Genomic DNA, 23,333 nt, shown 5'->3' on the forward strand with positions numbered 1-23,333 from the left:
ACGCGCGCAAGAGCGCGCTCCTCAGGGTGACGGTCTAAGAGTACGAGCGTCGTCGGCCTGCTACGCCTGCTGCTTCAGCTTCTGCAGTGCGTCGAGCACGTCAGGGTCGAGGCCGGCGCCGCCGGCGTCGAGATGGGCGAAGATCTGCTTGCGCATCCGCGGGTCCCAGAACTTCCAGATGTGCTCGAAAATGCCCTGTACGGCGCGGTCGTGGCCCTGGCTGTGGAAGAACTTCCCGATCTGGTTCGCCATGTAGATCAGTTTTTCAGGCGACGACGACATAAGCGGACTCCTTGCCGGCCACCGCGCCTGTGACACGTTCCGGATGCGTAAAAATTTCAAATCCATCCGCGCGCGCAATCGCGGCGAGCGTGATGCCGGCGGCGTCCGCCATCCGCACCGCAAGCGCGGTCGGGGCCGATACCGCTGCGATCAGCGGCGCACCGATTGCAGCGGTTTTCTGCACCATTTCGACTGAGACGCGGCTGGTCAGCAGCACCATGCCATCGCTGGCGACGACCTTGTCGCGGGCCAGCGCACCGGCGAGCTTGTCGAGCGCATTGTGGCGGCCGGCATCCTCGCGCAGCGCAACGATGCCGCGCGACGCCGTCCAGAACGCGGCGGCGTGCACGGCGCGGGTCTGGTGATTGATCTCCTGCAGCGGCGCGACCGCCGCCACCGCGGTCATGATCTCGCGCGGCGAGAAGACACGGCCCGCGGGAACGACCGCCGCCGGCCGGACGGCCTCGGCGATGGAATCGATGCCGCAGAGGCCGCAGCCGGTCGGGCCCGCGATATTTCTGCGGCGCTGGGCGATCTGCGCGGCCTTGTCAGGCTTGAGCCACATCCGAAGCTCGATGCCGTCATCGAGCTCGACGATGTCGAGCGTCTCGATCTCGTCGGCCGATTGCACGATGCCTTCGCTGAGGCTGAAGCCGACAGCAAAGTCGCCGAGGTCCTCGGGCGAGCCCATCATCACGGCGTAGGTGCCGCCATTATAGGTCAGCGCGAGCGGCGTCTCCTCCGGGATCAGGCGCGCGCCGTCGCTGAAGACGCCGTTGCGCCAGACCTTCCGGTTCGCCTGGTAGACGGGCTCGCGCATCGTCACTCCGCGGCTTCCACCACCGGCGCGATGCGGCGGGAGTGGCGTGCCTGTTCGTCATAGGCCTTCTGCCAGTCGGACGGACCGTTCGACGGCGAGATCTGCACGGCAGTGACCTTATACTCCGGACAGTTGGTCGCCCAGTCGGAGAAGTCGGTCGTGATGACGTTGGCCTGGGTGTCCGGGTGGTGGAACGTGGTGTAGACCACGCCCGGCGCCACGCGGTCGGTGATCTCGGCGCGCAGCGTCGTTTCGCCGGCGCGGCTCGCCAGCCGCACCCAGTCGCCGTCGCGCACGCCGCGCAGCTCGGCATCGTGCGGATGGATCTCGAGGCGATCCTCGGCGTGCCAGACCACGTTCTCGGTGCGCCGGGTCTGCGCGCCGACATTGTACTGGCTGAGGATGCGGCCGGTGGTGAGCAGCAGCGGGTAGCGCGGGCCGGTGCGTTCGTCGGTCGCGACATATTCGGTCACGATGAACTTGCCCTTGCCGCGTACGAAGCCGCCGATATGCATGATCGGCGTGCCCTCAGGCGCCTTCTCGTTGCAGGGCCACTGCACCGAGCCGAGCTCGTCGAGCCTGGCGTAGGAGACGCCGGTAAAGGTCGGCGTCAGCGCCGCGATCTCGTCCATGATCTCCGACGGATGGTTGTAGTGCATCTCGAATCCCATCGCCTTGGCGAGCAAGATCGTCACTTCCCAGTCGGCATAGCCGTTGCGCGGCGACATCACCTTGCGGACCCGCTGGATGCGGCGTTCGGCATTGGTGAAGGTACCGTCCTTTTCCAGGAAGGTCGAGCCGGGCAGGAAGACGTGGGCGTAGTTCGCGGTCTCGTTCAGGAACAGATCATGGACGATCACACATTCCATCGCCGACAGCGCCGCCACCACATGCTTGGTGTTCGGATCGGATTGCAGGATGTCCTCGCCCTGCACATAGAGGCCCATGAAGCTGCCTTCGATCGCAGCGTCGAACATGTTGGGGATGCGCAGGCCCGGCTCCTTGTTGAGCTTGACGTTCCACATCGCCTCGAACTGCTCGCGCACGGCGTCGCCCGAGATATGGCGATAGCCCGGCAGCTCGTGCGGGAACGAGCCCATGTCGCAGGAGCCCTGCACGTTGTTCTGACCGCGCAGCGGGTTCACGCCGACGCCGGGCCGGCCGATATTGCCGGTCACCATCGCAAGGTTGGCGATCGCGATCACGGTGGTCGAGCCCTGGCTGTGCTCGGTGACGCCGAGCCCGTAATAGATCGCGCCGTTGCCGCCGGTGGCGTAGATCCGCGCCGCCTCGCGCAGATCCTGGGGATCGACGCCGGTCATGATCGCGGTCGCTTCGGGGCTGTATTTCTCCTGGGCGACGAAGGCCGCCCATTCCTCGAACTCGCTCCAGTCGCAGCGCTCGCGCACGAAGGCCTCGTTGACGAGCCCTTCGGTGACGATGACGTGGGCGAGCGCCGTGACCACCGCCACGTTGGTGCCGGGCATCAGCGGCAGATGCAGCGCCTTCACATGCGGCGATGCCACCATCTCGGTGCGGCGCGGGTCGAGCACGATCAGCTTGGCGCCCTGGCGCAACCGCTTCTTCAGCCGCGAGGCGAACACCGGGTGAGCGGAGGCCGGGTTGGCGCCGATGATCATCACGACGTCGGTGTCCTCCACCGAGTCGAAATCCTGCGTGCCTGCCGAGGTGCCGAAGGTTTGCGACAGGCCGTAGCCGGTCGGCGAATGGCAGACGCGGGCGCAGGTGTCGACATTGTTGTTGCCGAAGCCGCCGCGGATCAGCTTCTGCACCAGGTAGGTCTCTTCATTGGTGCAGCGTGACGAGGTGATGCCGCCGACCGAGTCGCGGCCGTATTTCTGCTGGATGCCCTTGAACTTCGCGGCGGCGAAGTTGAACGCCTCGTCCCACGACACTTCCTGCCACGGATCCTCAATCCGTTCGCGGATCATCGGCTTCAGGATACGCTCCTTGTGGGTTGTGTAGCCCCAGGCGAAGCGGCCCTTGACGCAGGAATGGCCGCGGTTGGCCTTGCCGTCCTTCCACGGTACCATGCGCACCACTTCCTCGCCGCGCATCTCGGCCTTGAAGGCGCAACCGACGCCGCAATAGGCGCAGGTGGTGACCACCGAGTGTTCGGGCTGGCCGATCTCGATCACCGACTTCTCGGTCAGCGTCGCGGTCGGGCAAGCCTGCACGCAGGCGCCGCAGGACACGCATTCGGAGCCGAGGAAGCTCTCGCTCATGCCGGGCGAGACGCGGCTGTCGAAGCCGCGGCCGGAGATCGTCAGCGCGAACGTGCCTTGCACCTCCTCGCAGGCGCGGACGCAGCGCGAGCAGACGATGCACTTCGAGGGATCGTAGGTGAAGTACGGATTGGATTCGTCCTTCGGCATCCAGTTGTCGTTTTCGCAGCCGTGCGATTTGGCGAACACGTGGTTCTCGCCTTCATAGCCGTAGCGCACGTCGCGCAGGCCGACGGCGCCCGCCATGTCCTGCAATTCGCAGTCGCCGTTAGCCGCGCAAGTCAGGCAGTCCAGCGGATGGTCGGAGATGTAGAGCTCCATCACGCCCTTGCGCAGCTTCTTCAGCCGCTCGGTCTGGGTGTGCACAACGAGGCCGTTCATCGCGGGCGTGGTGCAGGAGGCCGGAGTGCCGGCGCGCCCTTCGATCTCGATCAGGCAGAGCCGGCAGGAGCCGAACGCGTCGACCATGTCGGTCGCGCAGAGTTTTGGAATCTGGGTGCCGGCTTCCATCGCCGCGCGCATGATCGAGGTGCCCTCGGGCACCGTGACCTGATTGCCGTCGATGGTCAGCGTGACCATCGTCTCGGATTTGGACTTGGGCGTACCGAAATCGGTTTCCTGGATCAGCGACATCGTGATCTCCTGTTATTCCGCGGCCTGCAGCCGGGCCGGTGCGGGACCTAAATCTCCGCCAAAATCTTCCCGGAAGTGTTTCAATGCGCTCAGCACGGGGTAGGGCGTGAAGCCGCCGAGCGCGCAGAGCGAGCCGAATTTCATGGTGTTGCAGAGGTCTTCGACCACCGCGAGGTTTTCCGCCACGCGGTCGCCGTTGATGATCTTGTTGATGGTCTCGACGCCGCGCGTCGAGCCGATCCGGCACGGCGTGCACTTGCCGCAGGATTCGACCGCGCAGAACTCCATCGCGAAGCGCGCCTGCTTGGCCATGTCGACGCTGTCGTCGAACACCACGATGCCGCCATGTCCGATCAGGCCGTCGCGCGCAGCAAACGCCTCGTAGTCGAACGGCGTGTCGAACAGCGCGCGGGGGAAGTAGGCGCCGAGCGGACCGCCGACCTGCACCGCGCGCACCTCGCGTCCGGTGAATGTGCCGCCGCCGATCTCGTCGACGAGCTCGCCGAGCGTGACGCCGAACGCGGTCTCGAACAGCCCGCCATATCTGATGTTGCCGGCGAGCTGGATCGGCATCGTGCCGCGCGAGCGGCCCATGCCGAAATCAGCGTAGGCCTTGGCGCCGTTGTCGAGGATGAAGGGGATCGCCGCGAATGACAGCACGTTGTTGATCACGCTCGGGCGGCCGAACAGGCCCTTGTGCGCGGGCAGCGGCGGCTTGGCCCGCACGATGCCGCGGCGGCCCTCGAGGCTTTCCAGCAGCGAAGTCTCTTCGCCGCAGACATAGGCGCCGGCGCCGACCCGCACTTCGAGATCGAATTCATGCGCCGAGCCGCCGATGCGCTTGCCGAGCAAGCCCGCGCGCCGGGCGGCTGCGATCGCCGCGCTCATCGCCGCGACCGCATGCGGGTATTCCGAGCGGATGTAGATGTAGCCCTTGGTGGCGCCGACGGTGATGCCCGCGATCGTCATGCCCTCGATCACGACGAAGGGGTCGCCTTCCATGATCATGCGGTCGGCAAAGGTGCCGCTGTCGCCTTCATCGGCGTTGCAGACGATGTATTTGCGGTCGGCGCTGGCCTGGGCCACCGTCTTCCATTTGATGCCGGTGGGGAAGCCGGCGCCGCCGCGGCCGCGCAGGCCCGAGGTGGTGACGTCGGCCAGGATCTGGTCGGAGGTCAGCGTCAGCGCCCGCTCCAAGCCCTTGTAGCCGCCATGGGCGCGGTAGTCGTCGACCGAGCGCGGATCGACCACGCCGCAGCGCACGAAGGTCAGGCGGGTCTGGCGCTTCAGCCAGGGAATCTCCTCTGTGACACCGAGCCGCAGGGCATGCTGACCGTTGCCGGCCATCGCATCGAGCAGGGCAGGGACGTCACACGCGGTCACCGGGCCGAACGCGATGCGGCCCTGGGCGGTCGCAAGCTCGACCATCGGCTCCAGCCAGCACAGCCCGCGCGAGCCGTTCCTGACGATCTCGACCGCTGCGCCACGCGCGGTGGCAGCCTGCTCGAAGGCGAGGGCGACATCGTCGGCGCCGACGGCGACCGCCGCGGCATCGCGGGGGATGTAAATCCGCATCGTCATCGCTGTGCCTCCGCGACCAGCGCATCGATCCGCGCCTCATCGAGCCGGCCGACCACGCGGCCATCCAGCATCGCCGACGGCGCGGTGGCGCACAGCCCGAGGCAGTAGATCGGCTCCAGCGTCACGCGCTCATCCGCCGTGGTATGTCCCAGCGAAACGCCGAGCTTGGCCTCCGCACGCGCCGCCAGCGCATCGCCGCCGGCAGCCTGGCAGGCCTCGGCGCAGCAGAGTTTCAGGACATGGCGCCCGGCCGGTTGCTTGCGGAAGCCGTGGTAGAAGGTGAACACGCCGTGCACCTCGGCGCGGGACAGATTGAGCGCTTCGGCGACCATCGGGATCGCCGGCTCCGGCACGTAGCCGAACGCCTCCTGCAGCGCATGCAGGATCACCAGCGTCGCGCCTTCGAGCTTGGCGTGCTCGGCGATGATTTCAGCGCCGCGCGCCGCGTCCCAGGGTTCGTATCCCACCGTCATTCGCGCTTCTCACGATCAGTTTTCTGCTTTGCACATCTGCATTGGAATCCCTCGAAACATCAATAAAGCTGTCTCATGCGGCGATTGCGAAACGCGATTAATAGCGTTGCGCAATCGGATGATTTAGGATCGCAATAATGGTCTGGAATCACGCACTTCGGTCGCGTATTGGATTGGGGATCGCGTGGCGGTCGTGGTACGTGTGACAGTGTTGGGACACCGTTTTTCCGATGGGGTTTGATCCTTGATCGACAAGCTGGAACTTCTGTTGGCACTGGCCAAGGAACGGCATTTTGGCCGGGCCGCGGAGGCCTGCGGCGTCACCCAGCCGACCATGTCGACCAGCCTCAAGCAGCTCGAGGAAATCCTCGGCGTGATGCTGGTGCAGCGCGGCTCGCGCTTCCAGGGTTTCACGCCGGAGGGAGAGCGGACGCTCGACTGGGCCCGGCGCATCGTCGGCGATACCCGGGCGATGAAGCAGGAGATCAACAGCCTCAAGGACAAGCTGTCGGGCGAGATCCGGATCGCGGCGATCCCGACCGTGCTCGGCATGGTGGCGGCGCTCACCACGCCGTTCCGGGCGCGCCATCCCGATGTGCGTTTCCGCATCCAGTCCTGCACGTCGGCCGACGTGCTCGGCCTCTTGGAAAATCTCGAGGTCGACGCTGGGCTGACCTATATCGAGAACGAGCCGATCGGCAAGGTCCGCACCATCCCGCTCTACAACGAGAGCTATCGGCTGTTGACCGCGCCCGACGCGATGTTCGGCGACCGCAAGCAGGTGACGTGGAAGGAAGTCGGCACCGTGCCGCTCTGCCTGCTGACGCCCGACATGCAGAACCGCCGCATCATCGACCGTGCGCTGACCTCGGTCGGCGCGGAGGCGACGCCGACGCTGACCTCGAACTCGCTGCTGGTGCTGTACACCCATGTGAAGACCGGCCGCTGGGCCAGCGTGATGCCGGCCAAGCTCGCCGAGACGCTCGGCCTTGCGGATGCCGTGCGCAGCATTCCGATCGTCGATCCGGTCGTGGACTACAGCATCGGCATGGTGATCCCGCAGCGCGATCCGATGACGCCGCTGATCGCGGCCCTGGTGCAGGTCGCGCGCGAGGTCGCGCCGACGCTGGAGAGCGCGTAGCGGAGCTTACGCCGCTTCCGGCAGCTTGCTCTGCAGGGTGCGCGGATCGCGCGGCAGCGTGATACGGACGACGGTGCCGACGCCGAGCCTGGAGCGCAGCCGCATCGAGCCGCCGTGCAGGTTGGTGAGCGAGCGCGCGATCGCAAGCCCGAGGCCCGAGCCCTGGTAGCTCTTGGTGAGCTGGCTCTCGACCTGCTCGAACGGCTTGCCGAGCCGGCGCAGCGATTCCGGCGCGATGCCGATGCCGCTGTCGGCGATCAGGAGCACGATCGAGTCATCGAGCATCTGGCCGCGCACCAGCACGCGGCCGTGGTCCGGCGTGAACTTCACGGCGTTGGAGAGCAGGTTGACGATGATCTGCTTGACGGCACGGCGGTCGGCGACAACCGAGATCGTGCTTTCGATCTCTGATTCCAGCGACAGTCCCTTGTGCTCGGCGCGGCCTGAGACCACCCGCAGCGACTCGGCGAGGATGCCCGAGAGGTCGAGCGGCTCCATGTCGAACTTCATGCGGCCGGCCTCGATCCTCGACATGTCGAGGATGTCGTTGATGACCTCGAGCAGGTATTTCCCCGATGTCAGGATGTCGTGGCAGTACTCTTGGTATTTGTCCGAGCCGAGCGTGCCGAACAGTCCGCTGCCCATGATCTCGGAGAAGCCGATGATGGCGTTGAGCGGCGTGCGCAGCTCATGGCTCATATTGGCGAGGAACTTCGACTTCGCGGCGTTGGCGTCCTCGGCGCGGGTCTTTTCCTGCGAATATTTCTCGGCGAGGTCGGCGAGCTCGACCGCCTGCCGCTCCAGCTCGGATTGCGAGCGCTGCAGGTCGATCACGGTGGCGCGCAGGCGCAGATCGTTGTCGACCAGCTTCTGCTCGTGCGCCTTGATGCGGGTGATGTCGGTGCCGACCGAGACGTAGCCGCCGTCCTTGGTGCGGCGTTCGCTGATATGCAGCCAGCTGCCGTCGTCGAGCTGGGCCTCGAAGGTGCGCGCGCCGGGCGCCGGCACGCCGCTCTCGTGCAGGCGGGTGCGCACCTCGGGCATGCTGCCGACTTCGATCACGGTCTCGTAGGAGGTGCCGGGGCTGACGGCCGAGTCCGGCAGCTTGTGCAGCCGCTGGAAGTGCGAGTTGCAGAGCACGAGGCGGTCCTCGGCGTCCCAGAGCACGAAGGCCTCCGGAATGGTCTCGATCGCGTCGCGCAGCCGGAGGTCGGCTTCGACCGACTTTTCCGCGAGGCTCTTCTGCTCGGTGACGTCGATCGCGATGCCGATCAGATGCAGGCCGCTGTCCGCCGCGGCGTGGCTGAGCTCGCAGCGCACGCGGAGCCAGATCCAGTGGCCGCCGACATGCCGCATGCGGAAGCTCTGGTCGATGTGATCGATCTTGCCCGAGATCAGCTGCTCGGCGATGTCGAACAGGTTGATGTCGTCGGAGTTCACGAGCGCGTTGACCTCGCCGAAGGTGAGGAGGTCGTTGCGGGTGTCGAGGCCGAGCAGGGTGAACATCGACTGCGACCAGAAGATCCTGCCGCGCGACAGGTCCCAGTCCCACAATCCGCAGCGGCCGCGATTAAGCGCGGTGTCGATCCGGCCGCGCACGGCGTCGTTGATCAGGTCGCCCTCGCGGGCGCGGGTCGATTGCCAGTGGAAGGCGAAGCCGAGGATCAGCACCACGAAGCTCGTGGTCGCCGACAACGTTATCGAGAGCGCTGCGTCCGATCCCCAGATCGGCTCGTTCATCTCCTGGATGACGACGACCTGGCCGGGCAGCGACTTGACGAGCTGCGAGATCGCCAGCGCGCCGGTGCCGCCCGGCAACGTCATGTCATTGACCGTCCCCTGCTGGCCCGGCGCGATCATCAGCTGCGCGGTGGAGACGATGTCGAGGATGCGGTCGTTCTCGCCGGCGCTATCGATCGGCACGCGCGCCAGCACGCGGTGATCGGCGCCGGTGATGATGACGTGGCGGCCGTAGGCGATGCCCCAGGACGGAATCAGGTCCGGCAAGAGCTCCTGCATCCGCTCGATGTTGACGAGCCGCTCGCGACGCACCGAAGTCAGGCGATCGAGACGTTCGGCGAGGATGTCGGACAGCGCGGCGAGGTCGCGCTTCATCGCGCCGCGCTTCTGCCGGGTCTGGTCGATCACCTGGACGAAGGCGCCGAGGCAGATCGTGATGAGGAAGGCGATGATGAGAGTAGGCACAGCGCGGCGCAGTGCAGGCTCGGCCGTCAGGAGCCTGTGATAGGCCGGTTTTGCGATCGACTGCGCCAATCCCTTGATCGAATCGGATTGGACGCACGCGTTCGCTGCATGCGCGCGCGCCATGCCCTAGACCCCCGCTCTAAGCTGATTTTTTACCCGGTTCGGATGCTCCCCACGAGGCATCCGAATCATGATGATTTGAATCCAGATTTCCCGGACTGTCGAGAGTCAACGATTCGTTAATGCGAAATAATTCTTGTCCAAATCAGAATCAGTGCGCGCAAACTGAGTCCGAAACAGGAACGGCTCCGTAGAATTACGCGCGCGTCGGTTCTGCGTGACTGATCACACGTTTCACGGTGGGGAACGCGCGGCGCAGCTTGCGTTCGATCTCGTCGACGCTTTCGTGCACCTTGATCACACTCATCGCGGGTGCGGCGCGACAATGGAAGTTGACGATCTCGCCGGCGTCGGTGTTGCGGACCCGCACATTGTGGATGTCATGGATCGCGCCGCCAGCGGCATAGCCGGTCAACGCGGTCCTGATGACCTCGACGCGGTCGGGCGCGGCGTCGGTTCCCCACGGCAGTTCCGGCTCGAGCGGCTCGATATGGGTGTCGACCTCGACGTCCTCGCCAAAATCCTCGCGGATCGCGCGCTCGAGCCCGTGGGCGATGTCGTGCGCGGCGACCAGCGCCATGTCGCTGTCGACTTCGAGGTCGATGCCGACGATCAACCTGCCGCCGATATTGTGCACGGTGACATGATGGATGGCGAGGCCGGAATTGCGCGCGATCACCATGATGCGCTCGCGCACGCTCTCATTGTCGCGCGCCACCGGCACCGCGGTGAAGGTGAGGTCGGCGTCGCCGAACGTCTTGGTCATCGCCTGCTGCGCCCTGCGCTTGATGTCCTCGACGCGGTCGATCGGATAGGTGCGCGGCACCTTGGCGATGGCATCGATGAAATGGGTGGCACCGACCATGCGGACCCGCAGGCGATCGACGTCGACGACGCCAGGCACCGCCTTGATGGCGGTAGTCGCCTTTTCCAGCGCGCCTTCGGGCGCGCGGTCGAGCAGGGTCTCGACCGTCTCCCGCGCCATGCGCAGGCCCAACAGCGCAATCATCACGGCGACCGCGATCGCGGCCGCAGCGTCGCCCCACCAGAAGCCGAAGCCCGCCAGCACGAGGCCGACGATGACGGCGGTCGATCCCATCACGTCGGAGGCGAAATGCAGCGCGTCGGCGGCCAGCGCCTGGCTCTTGGTGTCGCGCGCGGCGCGGTGCAGCGCGCGGGCGCGCCACAGATTGACGCCGATATCGATGACCAGGACGATGAAGGGGACAGCCGAGATCGACGGCGGCGGCGCGCCCTCGCGCAGATGGCTATAGGCCTGGACCAGGATGCCGCCGGCCAGCACGTAGAGCAGGGCGATGATGAAGAGCGCCGAGACGCTCTCGAACTTGCCGTGGCCGTAATGATGCTCGGCGTCGGCCGGCTGGTCCGATACCCGCACCACCGCCCAGGTGATGATGGTGGCGACCAGGTCGATCGTCGAATGCAGCGCCTCGGAGATCAGCGCCAGCGATCCGATGGCAATGCCGACGACGAATTTTGCAACGGCCATGGTGCCGCTGGCGAGGATCGAGATCGCGGCGACGGAGGTCTTGGTGGAGGGTGCGCTGGTGTTTGAAGAGCTCATGGGCGGCGGTGTAGCAGGCCGACTGTGAACATCAAGTGTCGTCAGTCACGCGCAATCGCCACTCACTTGCAACAGCAAACTGGATCGCGGAGTTGTTGCGAACTATTCCGAATCCAGCAGGCGCGTTGCGCAGGTTCATTGGCGTCATTCGGACATCAATCCTCGTTCTCGCGGCGCGTTTCCCCCGCGCTCTGCAAGTGACCGCGCCGTGAGAGGATGGGTTTCGCTGCGCTCTACCCATCTTACGCGCTGGGGTCGAGTTTGGACCCCGGTGCTTTGCGCTCGAATGCGATCACCACTCACGATCCACCACCGTCGAGATGGTGGCCGCGCGTGGAGCAGTTCGAGTTCACTGGCGAGTCTTGTTTTCGCTATAGCTGTTTGACGCAGCGAGGCTGTGGCAATACCAGGAAGCTTCGACGCTGCGCCAGCCTGCGTTCAGGCCGGCCTCGAGGCATTGGTTGTAGTTCTTGAAGTTGGCGGGGTTTCTGCATGTCGTCGAGTAGGCGTATTGACCGGAAACGGAGCAGCCGACCCAGGGCCGGTCGCCCGACCTGAAGCTGGATACGCAACCATCGATGCAACTCGTCGAGATCGTCGACGACCGAGCGGAGGGGGCACGGTGGACAGCTGCGCGTTTGCTCGGTCTATGTGGAGAAGTGACTTGCCTCGGCGCTTCGACCGTGATGTTGGGGAGCGATGTGGAGCGATCGCCCGCAGGCGTTGCGGCGTTTGAAGGTGCCACGCCGCCGGGGCCGCACAGAAGAATTGCAATCGATGTGGTCGCGGCGACCTTGTTGAAGACGGCTTTGTCCGAGACGATCTGGTTCAAGCGGAACGAGGCTCTCATGGCTGTTTACCTCCCAAATCGGATGGCGATGCCATCCGGGCGACGCTCCAAGTTAGCAGATGCCTGACGAAACGTCGCGTCAGGGCTTTGTTTTCAAACGTTTCTGTGCGGTGGCGGACAAGCTGCAGCGTTGCCACGATCTTGCCGCGGTGATTGTCGGCTTCCATGTGGTCGAACGCCTTGCCGATGTCTGCGAGTTTGTAGACCTGGTCGATCACCAGCCGCAGCTTGCGCGCCGCATCCGTGGGCCAAATGTCCACGCGTACCTTGTCGAAGATCTCGCGGATCTGCTCGATCGAGCGGGCGCGGAAGGTGACGCCGATATGCTATTCACGCGTCGTCGAAGAGGTTCTGTTCAGTCATGTTGCTGACGCAATCTCTGTCTTAGACGGGCGAGAATTAAAAACACTGCGTGGGACCGCGCCCGGTTCCCACACTGGTTCCGTCGCCGGAATTGGCACGAATCCGCAAAGAATTGGCACGAGTTAACGCCTCCGCGTTCGCTTGACCCTGTTTTGCGGAATCGGGAACCGAACGATCGAAAAATCAGTCAAGGAGTTATGATGCTGTTCGGCTCGAGCGCCGCAGTTTGCGGCGCCGTAGTTGCGCTCGCCATTGTTGGCACCGCTGCTGGAAGTGAAATCGGTGCGGTTCATTCAAGCGATGTCGTCAATGCCGCTCGTGGGGATGCGATCGTTGGCGCGGCATCCATGTACAATCCGTTCAAGCCCGGCAAGGAGGAGGGCGGACCGAGCACTGCCTCCGGCGAGCGCCATGATTGCTCGGTCTGGGCGGCTGCCATCAGGACAAGTTTGCGTCGGAAGTTTGGTGGGGTCCAATTCGGCGCGAGGCCGAAATATGCCCTCGTCGAGGCTGTAGGCAAGAAGGTCATCGTCAAGATAAATGATGTGGGGCCACTACGGCCTGGTCGTATCATTGACCTCAATGAGCGAACGATGCGCTATTTCGATCCGAGCCTGGAGCTCGGAGTCATTAGCGACGTAAAAGTTAGCCCGCTTGCGGGCGATTATTGGATTCCCGGACCGGCCGGCTGAAGGTCGAACGCGAAAGAGCCAGGGCACAGCTCTCTGGAAGTGGGAATGCTCAGCTCCAGCCGTCGCGCCGGATTGCGCTTCGCCAACTCATCCGCGCTTAGCGTGCCTAGGCGGGTTAGTCCACCGGGTCCGCGCGAAGCGCGGCCCGATGACATGCTCCGGCGTAACCCGCCGTCGTATCCGAGAGAAGGATGGCGGATTGCGCTGCGCTAATCCGCCCTCCGCACCTACAGCGTCACCACGATCTTGCCGAGGTGGTTGTTGGCTTCCATGTGCGCGAACGCCTTGCCGATGTCGGCGAATTTGTAGACCTGGTCGATCGGCAGCTGCAGTTTTCGCGACTCGACCGCGGGCCAGATGTCCTTGCGCACCTCGTCGAAGATCTCGCGGATTTCCTCGATCGAGCGGGTGCGGAAGGTGACGCCGATATACTGGATGCGGCGCGCCGCGTGCAGGTCGAAGTTGAAGTCGCCATGGGTGCCGCCGAGCCGGCCGACATTGACGATGCGGCCCTTGACCTTGGTGGCCTTGAGATTCTGGTTGGCGACCGGTCCTGAGACCTGATCGACGATCAAATCGACGCCTTCGCCGGAGGTCGCCTGCAACACCTGATCGACCCAGCCGGGATCCCTGGAATCGACCGCGAGATCGGCGCCGAATTCCTTCAAGCGCCCGCGCCGCATCGGATCGGTCGAGGATCCGACCACGAGCTTGGCGCCCTTGAGTTTGGCGATCTGCATCGCCATCAGGCCGACGCCGGAGCTCGCGCCCTGGATCAGCACGGTCTGGCCCGGCTGCAGCGCGCCGTTGGTAACGACGGCGTTGTGCATGGTGGCGAGCGCGACGGGCAGGGTGGCGGCCTCGTCGAAATTCATGTTCGAGGGGTTGCGGAACAGCCTTCCGTGATCGGCGAGCGTGTACTCGGCGAACGCCGCGCCGCCGGAGCCCATGATCTTGTCGCCGACCTTGACGCCCTTGGCGTCCGGTCCGAGCTCGGCGACCTCGCCGGCCCATTCCATGCCGAGCACGGTGCCGACGCCGCCGGAGGCGCCATGGACGTGGCCCTTGGTCATGCCGAGATCGGCGCGGTTCAGCCCGCAGGCATGGACTTTCACCAGCACCTGGGTGCCCTTCGGCACGGGTTTTGCGACGTCTGATATCTCGGGGCCGTTTGCGCCGTACACATAGGCTTTCATGGGATTGTTCCTGGCTTGCGTGAGATTAATTCCGTCATCCTGAGGAGCGCGAAGCGGCGTCTCGAAGGATGCACGGCCCGGCCGGTGGCCGTCGACCCTTCGAGACGCGCTTCGCGCTCCTCAGGGTGACGGATCACTACTGGACGCCTATTCCGCCGCCTGGCGCTTGCCGCCGGACATCATGACTTCGAGCCGCTCGCGGATGATCGCTTCCGCCTCGTGGACGATGCGCGAGATCAGTTCGCCGCAGGTCGGGATGTCGTGGATCAGGCCCTGCACCTGGCCGGCCGACCAGATGCCCTCGTCGGCATCGCCGGTCGAATAGACCATCTTGCCGCGGGCGCCGGCGACCAGCTCGCGGACGTCCTCGAACTTCGCGCCTTCCTTCTCCATCTGCACGACCTTGGTCGAGATCGCATTCCTGGCGACGCGCGAGGTGTTGCGCATGGTGCGGAAGATCAGCTCGGTCTCGCGCTCGTCATTGGCGACGATGCGTTCCTTGACGAGCTGATGGATCGGGCTCTCCTTGGTGCACATGAAGCGCGTGCCCATGTTGATGCCTTCGGCGCCGAGCGCCAGCGCGGCAACCAGGCCGCGTGCGTCACCAAAACCGCCGGAGGCGATCATCGGGATCTTCACCTTGTCGGCGGCGGCCGGGATTAGGATCAGGCCGGGCGTGTCGTCCTCGCCGGGATGTCCGGCGCATTCAAAACCGTCGATCGAGATCGCGTCGGCGCCCATCCGCTCGGCGGACAGCGCGTGGCGGACGCTGGTGCATTTGTGCAGCACCTTGACGCCGTGCTTCTTGAACTCGTCGACATGTTCTTGCGGCTTGTTGCCGGCGGTCTCGACGATCTTGATGCCGCTCTCGATGATGGCCTGGCGGTACTCGGCATAGGGCGGCGGCTTGATCGCGGGCAGGATGGTCAGGTTGACGCCGAACGGCTTGTCGGTCAGCTCGCGGCAGCGCGCGATCTCCTTGCGCAGATCGTCCGGCGTCGGCTGGGTCAGCGCGGTGATCATGCCGAGCGCGCCGGCATTGGCGACCGCGGCAACGAGCTCCGCGCGCCCGACCCATTGCATGCCGCCCTGCACGATCGGGTGGTCGACGCCGAACATCTCGGTGAAACGTGTCTTGATCATTCTGCCCTCGGTTTCCGCTGGAATTTTCCGCGACGCGGACGGCTGCGCACGGTTTGTTTTTGATGTCGAGCGGAAGGATGCAGTCCTGACAGGCAAATGTCTACCGGCCGCCGGCGCCGCGCCCATGCGGAAATGAAGGGGCGCGCAGCGGTCAGGTGAGGGCGGGCTCGAGGCTTTCGGTCAATTGCTCAGGCGCTGATGTTCGACACGCAGCGCCTCGAGCTATTTCCGTTCCGATTGAATCGGAACGGAGCTCTCGATTCTTCTTGACGCGTTTTCTTCACGCGAACCGGTACCCACTTCGCTCGAAAACGCTCTGTTGCGAGCAAGGCAAGATGATGCGCGTTACGCCGGCACAGCCTGTTTCATCGACGCGGCGGTTTCCTCGTCGAACGCGGCTGCGATGTCGCGCATGCTGACGACGCCGATCAGGCTGTAATTGTCGATCACCGGCACGTGGCGGATGTGGTGCTTGGTCATGAGATGACGGATGTGCTCGAGCGTGTCGCTCGAGGTGCACGACACCAGCTGCTGCACCGAGACGAACTGCGACACCTTCATGCTGGCGCCGGCTGCGCCGTGCTCGGCGACCGCGCGCACCACGTCTCGCTCGGTGAACATGCCGACTGCGGTGTTGCCTTCGGTGCGAACGACATCCTTGACCACCAGCGCGCTGATATTGCTGGCGCGCATCAGTTGCGCGGCGATCGCAACCGTCTCGTTCATGCGAACCGTGGCGACGCGAGGGGTTTTCTTGCGCAGGATATCTCCGACTTGCATGGCAACCTCCTTGGTAATCGTTGACAGGATTCTGGTATACAAAATACCAATTGTCAACGCAGCCATTGCAGAAATCTACCACCAAGAAATCGCTGAAATAGGCAGGGACGCTGACATTTCGGACGATTATGAGCTGCGATGAGTGACCGGACCTTCGGCTGCCTCGGCTCATTGGTATCTGGCATGCCTGACTGCGCCAAAAGAAAGAGGCGCACCGAAGTGCGCCTCTGTCAGTTCGGGAGGAAGTCTCGAAATCAGGCCCGTCAAATCAGGCCGTCACATCAAGCGGTCTTGGCGCTCGTCGCGGTTTCGGTCGCGGCGGCAGCCTCGTTGCCGTGGATGAAGGCGCGGCGCATCGGCTTGACCACGAACAGCGCCATCAGCGCCGCGGTGGCATTGAGCGCGACCGCGATCACGAACACCGCCTGCCAACCATAGCTGGCGGCGACGATGCTGGCGGCCGGCACCAAGAGCGCGGCGGTGCCCTTTGCCGTGTACAGCATGCCGTTGTTGGTGGTCGCGAACTTCGAGCCGAAGGTGTCGCCGCAGGTCGCGGGGAATAGCGAGTAGATCTCGCCGAACACGCCGAAATAGACCGCGGTTGCCAGCACGAACACCAGCGGGTTGTGGCCCCAGGTGGAGAGCGTCAGCAGCATCAGCGCGCCGGTACCGAACGCGATGAACATGGTGTGCTCGCGGCCGATATTGTCGGAGACCCAACCGAAGAACGGCCGTCCGAAACCGTCGAAGATGCGGTCGAGCGAGATCGCAAAGGTCAGCGCCGCCATCTGGAAGCCGGCGAGCGTCACCGGCGTGTTGGCGATCTTGTAGTCGTGCGCGATCGGCGCGATCTGCGCCGCCGCCATCAGGCCGCCGGAGGCGACCATCACGAACACCAGATACATCACCCAGAAGATCGGGCTGCGCAGCACTTGCGGCGGCGTGAAGTCGATCTTGGTCTGCGGCAGATTGAGCTGCTTCTTCTTCGGCGGGATCGTGACCGCAGGCTTCTGGATGAAGAAGGCGAGCAGGAACACGATCAGGCCTTGCCCGATGCCGAAATCGAAGAACGCGGCCTGATAGCCGCTCGAGGCGATCATGTTGGCGATCGGCACCACGGTCAGCGCCGCGCCGGCGCCGAACCCTGCGGCCGTTGCGCCCGCGGCAAGGCCGCGGCGATCGGGAAACCATTTCAGCGCATTGCCGACACAGGTGCCGTACACCGAGCCGGCGCCGATGCCGCCGATCACCGCCGCGGCGTAGAGCATGGTGAGTGAATCAGCGTACGAGTTCAGTACCCAGGACAGCGTGATCATGACGCCGCCGAACATGATGACGATCCGCGGGCCGTATTTGTCGACGAACCAGGCCTCGACCGGCACCAGCCAGGTCTCGGTCACCACGAAGATCGTGAAGGCGAACTGGATCGCCGCGCGGCCCCAATGATGCGTGCCGTCGATCGGGTCGACGAACAGCGTCCAGCCGTATTGCAGGTTCGCGATCATCGCCATGCAGACGATGCCCATCACGAGCTGCAGCCAGCGGAAGCCACTGGACGAAGGTTGATCTTGTGTGACGGCAGTATTGCTGGAAACCATCAAGTCCTCCCGAGCGCGCTGGTCTTGTGACCGAGTGTCGCAATTATTGTGGCGTATCGTCGCAAGCGCTCGCGGAAGTTGGTATACTATATTCCAGAAAGCAAGCCCATCTTTCTGCTGCGTCGCAGCAAATCTGGCATACGGAGCGCCGGAACCGGCGTCCATTTCGCTCGAAAACGTCCTGGAAGAAACGAAAACGCCCGGCTTTTGGCCGGGCGCTTTCGTTGGCAGGAGTGAGGTCGTTGTTCAGGCCATAGCCGATTTCGCGACCACGATCTTTCGCCACGGTTTGAGCAGCGCGATCGCGAGCAGCGAGGCGAGGATGTTGGCGCCTGCCGCGATGATGAACACGCTGTCCCAACTGCCCGACGACTGCTGCATGTAGTTGGCGATCGGCACCAGCAGCGCCGCCGTGCCTTTCGCGGTGTAGAGCAGCCCCGCATTGGTGGTGGCGAACTTGCTGCCGAACGTGTCGGTGCAGGTCGAGGGGAACAGCGAGTAGATCTCGCCCCAGGCAAAGAACACGAAGCCCGAGAGCAGCACGAACCACACCGGATCGTGTCCCCAGAGGTAGAGCATCCAGATGCCGAAGCCTTCCATGCCGAAGGCGATGAACATCGTGTTCTCGCGGCCGATCATGTCGGAGATCCAGCCGAAGAACGGACGCGTCAGGCCGTTGAGGACGCGGTCGATGGTCGCCGCGAAGGTCACGGCCGTCATGGTCACCGCCATCAGCGTCACCGGCACGCTGTCGACCTTCCAGTCGACCGCGATCGGCTTCAGGTTCGCCGTCACCATCAACCCGCCGGCGCCGACGATCACGAACATGAAGTACATTAGCCAGAAAATCGGCTGCCGCAGCACTTCGGTCGGCTGATAGTTGCGCCGGGTCTGGATGATGTTGGCATTGGCCACGACCGCCGGCACCTGTCCGGCCTTCGGCGCCAGCAGGAAGAAGGAGAGCAGCACGATGATGATGCCCTGGCCGAGACCGAAATAGAGGAAGGTGGTCTGGAAGCCGGAGTCCTTGATCATCGCCTGGATCGGCGCGACCGTGAGCGCCGAGCCTGCGCCGAAGCCGGCGGCGGTGATGCCGGCGGCAAGTCCGCGCTTGTCGGGAAACCATTTCAGCGCATTGCCGACGCAGGTGCCGTAGACACCGCCGGCGCCGATGCCGGCGACGATCATGCCGAGATAGTAGCCGTTCAACGAGGTCGCCTGCGCGTTGATCGCCCATCCGATCGCGCAGAGGATGCCGCCGACCAGGACGACGATGCGCGGACCGTATTTATCGACGAACCAGCCCTCGATCGGCACCAACCAGGTCTCGAACAGCACAAAGAGCGTAAAGGCCCACTGGATCGATGCGCGATCCCATCCAAACTTCTTCTGGATGTCGGGGACGAAGAACGTCCACCCGTATTGATAGTTTGCGATCATCACCATCGCGGCGACGCCGATCGCGAGTTGCGTCCAACGATATGTGTCGCTGACACGCGCGGCCGCCGATGAAGGGGCGGGGCCAATTCCCTTCACCGCGTCCAGTCTTCGCCGGCGCACAGCGTTCCCATGCAGCCGCGAACATTCAGCGTGCCCGACGAGACCAGCGTCTCCGAGCTCTCATAGGTCTTGCCGTCACCGGCGTTGTAGATCCTGCCGGCCCATCTGTTCAGGCGTGCGGGCTGCATGTTGATGAAGAGCGGCATCTCCATCACCGGTCGGGTCCGCTGCGCGGGATCGGCATTCTTGTCGTCGAGCTGCGGCTTGTCGGTGGCCTTGTCGGTCGGCTCCTTCAGCCAGACGACCCGGCCGCACAGCGCGCTGCCGCAGCGGTGGACCTTGATCGGGGCGTCGCCGGACTGAGTCAGCCAGACGCCGGCCGGGTCGTTGGCGTCGCGGAACCGACGGGCATTTCGATCCAGAACCTGTCGATCCTGAAGACCGGCAAGGCCAAGGCAATGCGCTTCTCGACGCTGTCGGCGATCTGCCGCGAACTGGACTGCCGGCCCGGGGATATCCTGGAGTATGTGCCGGGCGATGAGGGTGACGCTGATGGCGGTGAGGGGAACAAACCGAAGCGCGATCACGTGACCCTCAGCGGAAGTCCGGGATACGCGTTAAACTCCCGGAATTGTTCGACCGAGAGCTTGGCCAATGATTGAGCTGTTGGAGGTTCGACCGGATGATCTTGGCGGTGGTGATCTCGCGCCCGGAGTCCTCGTGCTGCTCAGGGATGCCTTCCCCGAAGATGGTCCCAATGAGGGAGACTATTATCGGGCAGTCGGCGCCCCGGAAATCGCGTTGATCCTTCGTGACGGGCCAATGGTCGTCGGCCATTTGGGTCTCTATGCGCGCGAGGTGAAAATCGGAAGCGCGAATGTCGAGATCGGGATGCTCGGTGGAATTGCCGTTGCCCCCGATCGCAGGCGAAATGGTTACAGCCGCCTTCTGGTTCGGCGTGCGCATGAGCATCTCGCGAAGCGGCAAATCGCTTTCTCGATCCTGTTTGCCTATGAGCCTCGCATCTACCAGGGGAGCGGTTACAGGCTGATGCAGAATGCCACGCACTTCATCGAGCCGGACGGGACACCAAACACTCTGGTTTATCGGGGAAGCATGTACGCAGAACTGACGCGCGATGGCCAAATCAACTGCTCGATCTGCGCGGCCGCACGGTGTGAACAGCAGACGAGCAAGGTCTCATCGTGGCGCTAAGGTCCGCTTCTGATCCGAAGCGGTCATTAAAGCGGCAGCGAGAGTTCTTGCGCCAACCGGGAAAATGATTGCTGATGATCCCACCGACACGCAGCGGGATCGGGCCGATTCGTATTCCGGATGCCGCTGCGCCTTGTGTACCGCCGCTGTTAGGTCAATGGTACTGTCCGATGGCCCCCCGTCCGGAAGTTGCCTGGCGCCTTTCTACGCACGATCGTGCGGCCATGTTTTGGTCAAAACTGCATCCGCATTCTTGAGATGCCCACTGCAAAGGCTCGCGATGGAAAGGGCAGGGTTCGCCAAGGCCAAGATTTTCGCTTTTGGCGACGCGCGGAGCGTTGCCACCTACGCGGCCGAAATCCTGATCATTGCCGCGATTTATGGCGGCCTTGCCGAATCCGCGCGATTGCTTCCTGCAATCAATCCAACCGCGACACCGCTATGGCCACCAACCGGGCTTGCGCTCGCGCTGGTGCTGCTGCGCGGCTACCGGATCTGGCCCGCGATCCTGGTGGGGGCCGTCTCTCCTTGCCTCATGGCCGACCGATCGCTCCTGGAGTTCGGCGCCGCCGGGATCGGCAGCCTGCTTGCTGCATTTACCGGGACATGGCTGATCGGCCGCTGGTCGAACGGTGGCCAGACGTTTGCCACCCCGTCGGGTGTCGCAAAGTTTGCGATCATTTGCTTTGCGCCGACCACGATAATCAGTTCAACCATCGCCTTGGCCGGCGTCACGCTCGCCAACGAATCGAGCTTGTCCGATTCCGTCGTCGCCGGGTTGACCTGGTGGCTCGCGGACGCTGCTGCGGCCCTGGTGATTGCTCCGGTAATCGTGCTCTGGGCGACGATGCCCTTACGCATTTTCTCCAAATGGAACCTGTTGGCATCGATCGCGGTCGCTGCCCTCGCGGGTATCATCGGGCTCGTTGCTTACAGCCCGCTCATCGGGAGCGACCTCGTCAGCAACGACCTCGACGTGTTGCTGCCGCATCGGAGCCTTCTGGGCTTTCTGGTCTTGCTGCCCTTGATCTGGGCCGGCCTGCGCGGCGGTCGATGCACCGTGGCGACGGCTGCGTTGATTTTCATCGGAGTGGCCGTGTGGGGATTCTCGGCGGGGAATGATCCATTTCCGAAAATGGATCCGAATGGAGCTCTGCTATCCCTGCTCGTGCTTTCGATCAGCGTATCGGCGCCTCCTCTTGCCCTGGCCGCGGCAATCGCGACGCGCCAGACCAGGGAAGCCCATTTGCTTTCCGTCCAGGGCGAACTGAGCAGTCAGCTTGAACGCAAGGCCTTGGCGCTCGACAACATCAGACGGCACTTCCAAACCCTTATCGAGGGCGTTGTCGACTATGCAATTTTTGCGCTTGATAGAGAAGGACACGTTACGAGTTGGAATAGCACCGCTCAAAAGATCACCGGTTACACTTCGGAAGAAATCATCGGCAAGCACTTCGGGATATTTTATCGGCCGGATGAACGCCGCGCGGGTTCACCGACACACGCGCTGGAGTCGGCAATCCAAGGAGGCAAGTACGACGTAGAGGGTTGGCGTATCAGAAAGAATGGCACGCCGTTTTTCATCACCGGCTCGGTCTCCTCGAGCCGTGATGACGCAGGAAATCTGATCGGTTTCATCAGTATCCTGCGCGACGCGACGGAGCGACGCGACGCCGAGGAGAAGCTGGTCCAGGCGCGCGAACAGCTCGCGATGTCCCAGAAAATGGAGGCCATCGGCAAGCTGACCGGCGGGATCGCACACGACTTCAACAATCTATTGATGATCATCGGAGGCAGTGCCCAGATATTTCAACGCCTGCTTGATCCAAAACTGCCAAAAGCAATCGAAGCGATACAAACCGCAGCCAAACGCGGCGAAAGTCTCACGCGCCAGTTGTTGACATTCTCCCGTCACCAGCATCTCAGCCCGACGGTCGTTGATCTCCATGCGTCCATCAAGAACATGCGGACCATGATCGAGAGCTCGCTGCGCGGCAACATCGTGTACAACGAGAACGTTGGCGACGGTGTTTCGCCGGTCAAGGTGGACCTCGCCGAACTGGAACTTGCGATCGTCAACATCGCCGTCAATGCGCGAGACGCAATGACAAGCGGCGGCACATTCACGTTATCCGTCCACGCGGTGACCGCAGATCAGGACACCGGCGGCGATCGCCGTGGGAAGGCCTTCTTTGCGATAACGCTTGGCGATACGGGCACCGGTATTCCGCCGAATCTTCTGTCCAAGATGTTCGATCCATTTTTCACGACCAAAGAGGTCGGCAAGGGGACCGGGCTCGGTTTGTCCCAGGTTTATGGTTTTGCACACCAGGCGGGCGGAACGGTGACGGCGGACAGCAAGGTTGGACAGGGAACAACGATTACAATCTATTTGCCGTCCTGTGCAGACGAGCAAATCACCAGCAAGGAGCTCGCCGCTGCCCGGGCAAAGCCAAGGCAGCCGCAGCGGCAGACGGTTCTCGTTGTCGACGACAGCCCCGAAGTGGCGGATGTGACATCCTCGCTGTTCGAGCATCTGGGCTATGAAACCATCTATCGAGATTCAGCCGAAGCGGCATTGAAATTGCTCGATACCGGTACAAAGATCGATCTCGTCTTCAGCGATATCGTCATGCCGGGGACCATCGATGGCGTCGGGCTCGCGAGAGAAGTTCGGTCGCGGTATCCCGGTTTGCCGATAGCCCTTACAACCGGTTACAGCGATGCCGCAAAAGCAGCTCCGGCAAGTCTAAGAATACTTCGCAAGCCGTTCGATACCGAGGCACTGAGAGATTTTATCCAGGATCTTGCGCCGCCGAGATCAGCGCGATCGTCCGGCATACCCTTGGCGTCAGGCACGACTGACGCCGTGCGCAGAAGTTGACTGGTTGCACCATCGCGGGCGGAGGC

At 63.7% G+C, this 23,333-nt stretch carries 19 protein-coding genes and 1 pseudogene; 5 read left to right on the plus strand and 15 right to left on the minus strand.

Going from position 1 to position 23,333, the window contains the following annotated elements; all coding sequences use genetic code 11:
* Positions 1-60: 60 nt before the first annotated feature.
* The 5 genes from G6P99_RS17100 to G6P99_RS17120 are packed head-to-tail and all read right to left on the minus strand — an operon-like array spanning position 61 to position 6,035.
* The gene (locus G6P99_RS17100) at positions 61-282 is read right to left on the minus strand and encodes a formate dehydrogenase subunit delta (RefSeq protein WP_029082344.1); all 222 of its coding nucleotides are present in this window, start codon (positions 280-282) and stop codon (positions 61-63) included.
* Positions 266-1,102: a formate dehydrogenase accessory sulfurtransferase FdhD gene (gene fdhD / locus G6P99_RS17105; protein ID WP_029082343.1), complete on the minus strand. Its 837-nt coding sequence runs from the start codon at positions 1,100-1,102 to the stop codon at positions 266-268. The genes G6P99_RS17100 and fdhD overlap by 17 nt, the downstream gene beginning before the upstream one ends.
* Before the next feature lie 2 nt (positions 1,103-1,104).
* Entirely contained in the window at positions 1,105-3,981 is a 2,877-nt protein-coding gene (fdhF, locus tag G6P99_RS17110) for a formate dehydrogenase subunit alpha (protein WP_029082342.1), read from the minus strand.
* Positions 3,982-3,993: 12 nt separating this feature from the next.
* Positions 3,994-5,562: a formate dehydrogenase beta subunit gene (locus G6P99_RS17115; protein ID WP_029082341.1), complete on the minus strand. Its 1,569-nt coding sequence runs from the start codon at positions 5,560-5,562 to the stop codon at positions 3,994-3,996.
* Positions 5,559-6,035, minus strand: a complete 477-nt coding sequence (locus G6P99_RS17120; RefSeq protein ID WP_165128775.1) for a formate dehydrogenase subunit gamma — start codon at positions 6,033-6,035, stop codon at positions 5,559-5,561. Before G6P99_RS17120 ends, G6P99_RS17115 begins: the two co-directional genes overlap by 4 nt.
* 244 nt (positions 6,036-6,279) lie before the next feature.
* Here G6P99_RS17120 and G6P99_RS17125 point away from each other — a divergent pair, with 244 nt between their 5' ends.
* Positions 6,280-7,176, plus strand: a complete 897-nt coding sequence (locus G6P99_RS17125) for a LysR family transcriptional regulator (protein WP_029082339.1) — start codon at positions 6,280-6,282, stop codon at positions 7,174-7,176.
* 6 nt (positions 7,177-7,182) lie between these two features.
* Here G6P99_RS17125 and G6P99_RS17130 read toward each other — a convergent pair whose 3' ends face one another.
* From G6P99_RS17130 to G6P99_RS17145, 4 genes are all read right to left on the minus strand, one after another.
* A complete protein-coding gene (locus G6P99_RS17130; RefSeq protein ID WP_029082338.1) occupies positions 7,183-9,504 on the minus strand; it encodes a PAS domain-containing sensor histidine kinase in 2,322 nt (773 codons plus the stop codon).
* A 193-nt stretch (positions 9,505-9,697) separates the two neighbouring features.
* Positions 9,698-11,086, minus strand: coding sequence for a cation-efflux pump (locus G6P99_RS17135; protein ID WP_029082337.1), 1,389 nt, complete (start codon positions 11,084-11,086; stop codon positions 9,698-9,700).
* 349 nt (positions 11,087-11,435) lie between these two features.
* Complete coding sequence (locus tag G6P99_RS17140) at positions 11,436-11,936, minus strand: hypothetical protein (protein WP_246709557.1); 501 nt, start codon at positions 11,934-11,936, stop codon at positions 11,436-11,438.
* A complete protein-coding gene (locus G6P99_RS17145) occupies positions 11,933-12,196 on the minus strand; it encodes a zinc-binding dehydrogenase (protein WP_029082336.1) in 264 nt (87 codons plus the stop codon). Before G6P99_RS17145 ends, G6P99_RS17140 begins: the two co-directional genes overlap by 4 nt.
* Before the next feature lie 300 nt (positions 12,197-12,496).
* Here G6P99_RS17145 and G6P99_RS17150 point away from each other — a divergent pair, with 300 nt between their 5' ends.
* On the plus strand, positions 12,497-12,991 hold the full coding sequence (locus tag G6P99_RS17150) for a septal ring lytic transglycosylase RlpA family protein (RefSeq protein ID WP_029082335.1): 495 nt from the start codon (positions 12,497-12,499) through the stop codon (positions 12,989-12,991).
* A gap of 227 nt (positions 12,992-13,218) precedes the next feature.
* Here the strand turns inward: G6P99_RS17150 and G6P99_RS17155 are convergent, their stop codons facing one another.
* The 6 genes from G6P99_RS17155 to G6P99_RS17180 form a co-directional block, all read right to left on the minus strand.
* Positions 13,219-14,187: a zinc-binding dehydrogenase gene (locus G6P99_RS17155; RefSeq protein WP_029082334.1), complete on the minus strand. Its 969-nt coding sequence runs from the start codon at positions 14,185-14,187 to the stop codon at positions 13,219-13,221.
* Between the two features lie 147 nt (positions 14,188-14,334).
* Positions 14,335-15,330, minus strand: a complete 996-nt coding sequence (locus tag G6P99_RS17160) for an NAD(P)H-dependent flavin oxidoreductase (protein WP_029082333.1) — start codon at positions 15,328-15,330, stop codon at positions 14,335-14,337.
* 345 nt (positions 15,331-15,675) lie between these two features.
* Positions 15,676-16,110 (minus strand): CBS domain-containing protein, encoded by a 435-nt coding sequence (locus G6P99_RS17165; RefSeq protein ID WP_029082332.1) that lies wholly within the window; start codon positions 16,108-16,110, stop codon positions 15,676-15,678.
* 281 nt (positions 16,111-16,391) lie between these two features.
* On the minus strand, positions 16,392-17,708 hold the full coding sequence (gene oxlT / locus G6P99_RS17170; RefSeq protein ID WP_029082331.1) for an oxalate/formate MFS antiporter: 1,317 nt from the start codon (positions 17,706-17,708) through the stop codon (positions 16,392-16,394).
* 246 nt (positions 17,709-17,954) lie between these two features.
* Positions 17,955-19,244, minus strand: a complete 1,290-nt coding sequence (oxlT, locus tag G6P99_RS17175; protein WP_165128777.1) for an oxalate/formate MFS antiporter — start codon at positions 19,242-19,244, stop codon at positions 17,955-17,957.
* Positions 19,241-19,630, minus strand: a complete 390-nt coding sequence (locus tag G6P99_RS17180) for a DUF2147 domain-containing protein (RefSeq protein ID WP_156928702.1) — start codon at positions 19,628-19,630, stop codon at positions 19,241-19,243. The genes oxlT (G6P99_RS17175) and G6P99_RS17180 overlap by 4 nt, the downstream gene beginning before the upstream one ends.
* Between G6P99_RS17180 and G6P99_RS17185 the strand changes: the two are divergent.
* From G6P99_RS17185 to G6P99_RS17195, 3 genes and pseudogenes are all read left to right on the plus strand, one after another.
* A pseudogene (locus G6P99_RS17185) lies at positions 19,568-19,747 on the plus strand (helix-turn-helix domain-containing protein); the annotation flags it as partial. The gene G6P99_RS17180 and the pseudogene G6P99_RS17185 sit on opposite strands and share 63 nt — an antisense overlap.
* Before the next feature lie 115 nt (positions 19,748-19,862).
* A complete protein-coding gene (locus G6P99_RS17190) occupies positions 19,863-20,423 on the plus strand; it encodes a GNAT family N-acetyltransferase (RefSeq protein ID WP_084518534.1) in 561 nt (186 codons plus the stop codon).
* A gap of 280 nt (positions 20,424-20,703) precedes the next feature.
* A complete protein-coding gene (locus G6P99_RS17195) occupies positions 20,704-23,307 on the plus strand; it encodes an MASE1 domain-containing protein (RefSeq protein WP_029082329.1) in 2,604 nt (867 codons plus the stop codon).
* Positions 23,308-23,333: the final 26 nt, after the last annotated feature.

The organism is Bradyrhizobium sp. 6(2017) (assembly GCF_011058295.2).
Classification (GTDB): domain Bacteria; phylum Pseudomonadota; class Alphaproteobacteria; order Rhizobiales; family Xanthobacteraceae; genus Bradyrhizobium; species Bradyrhizobium septentrionale.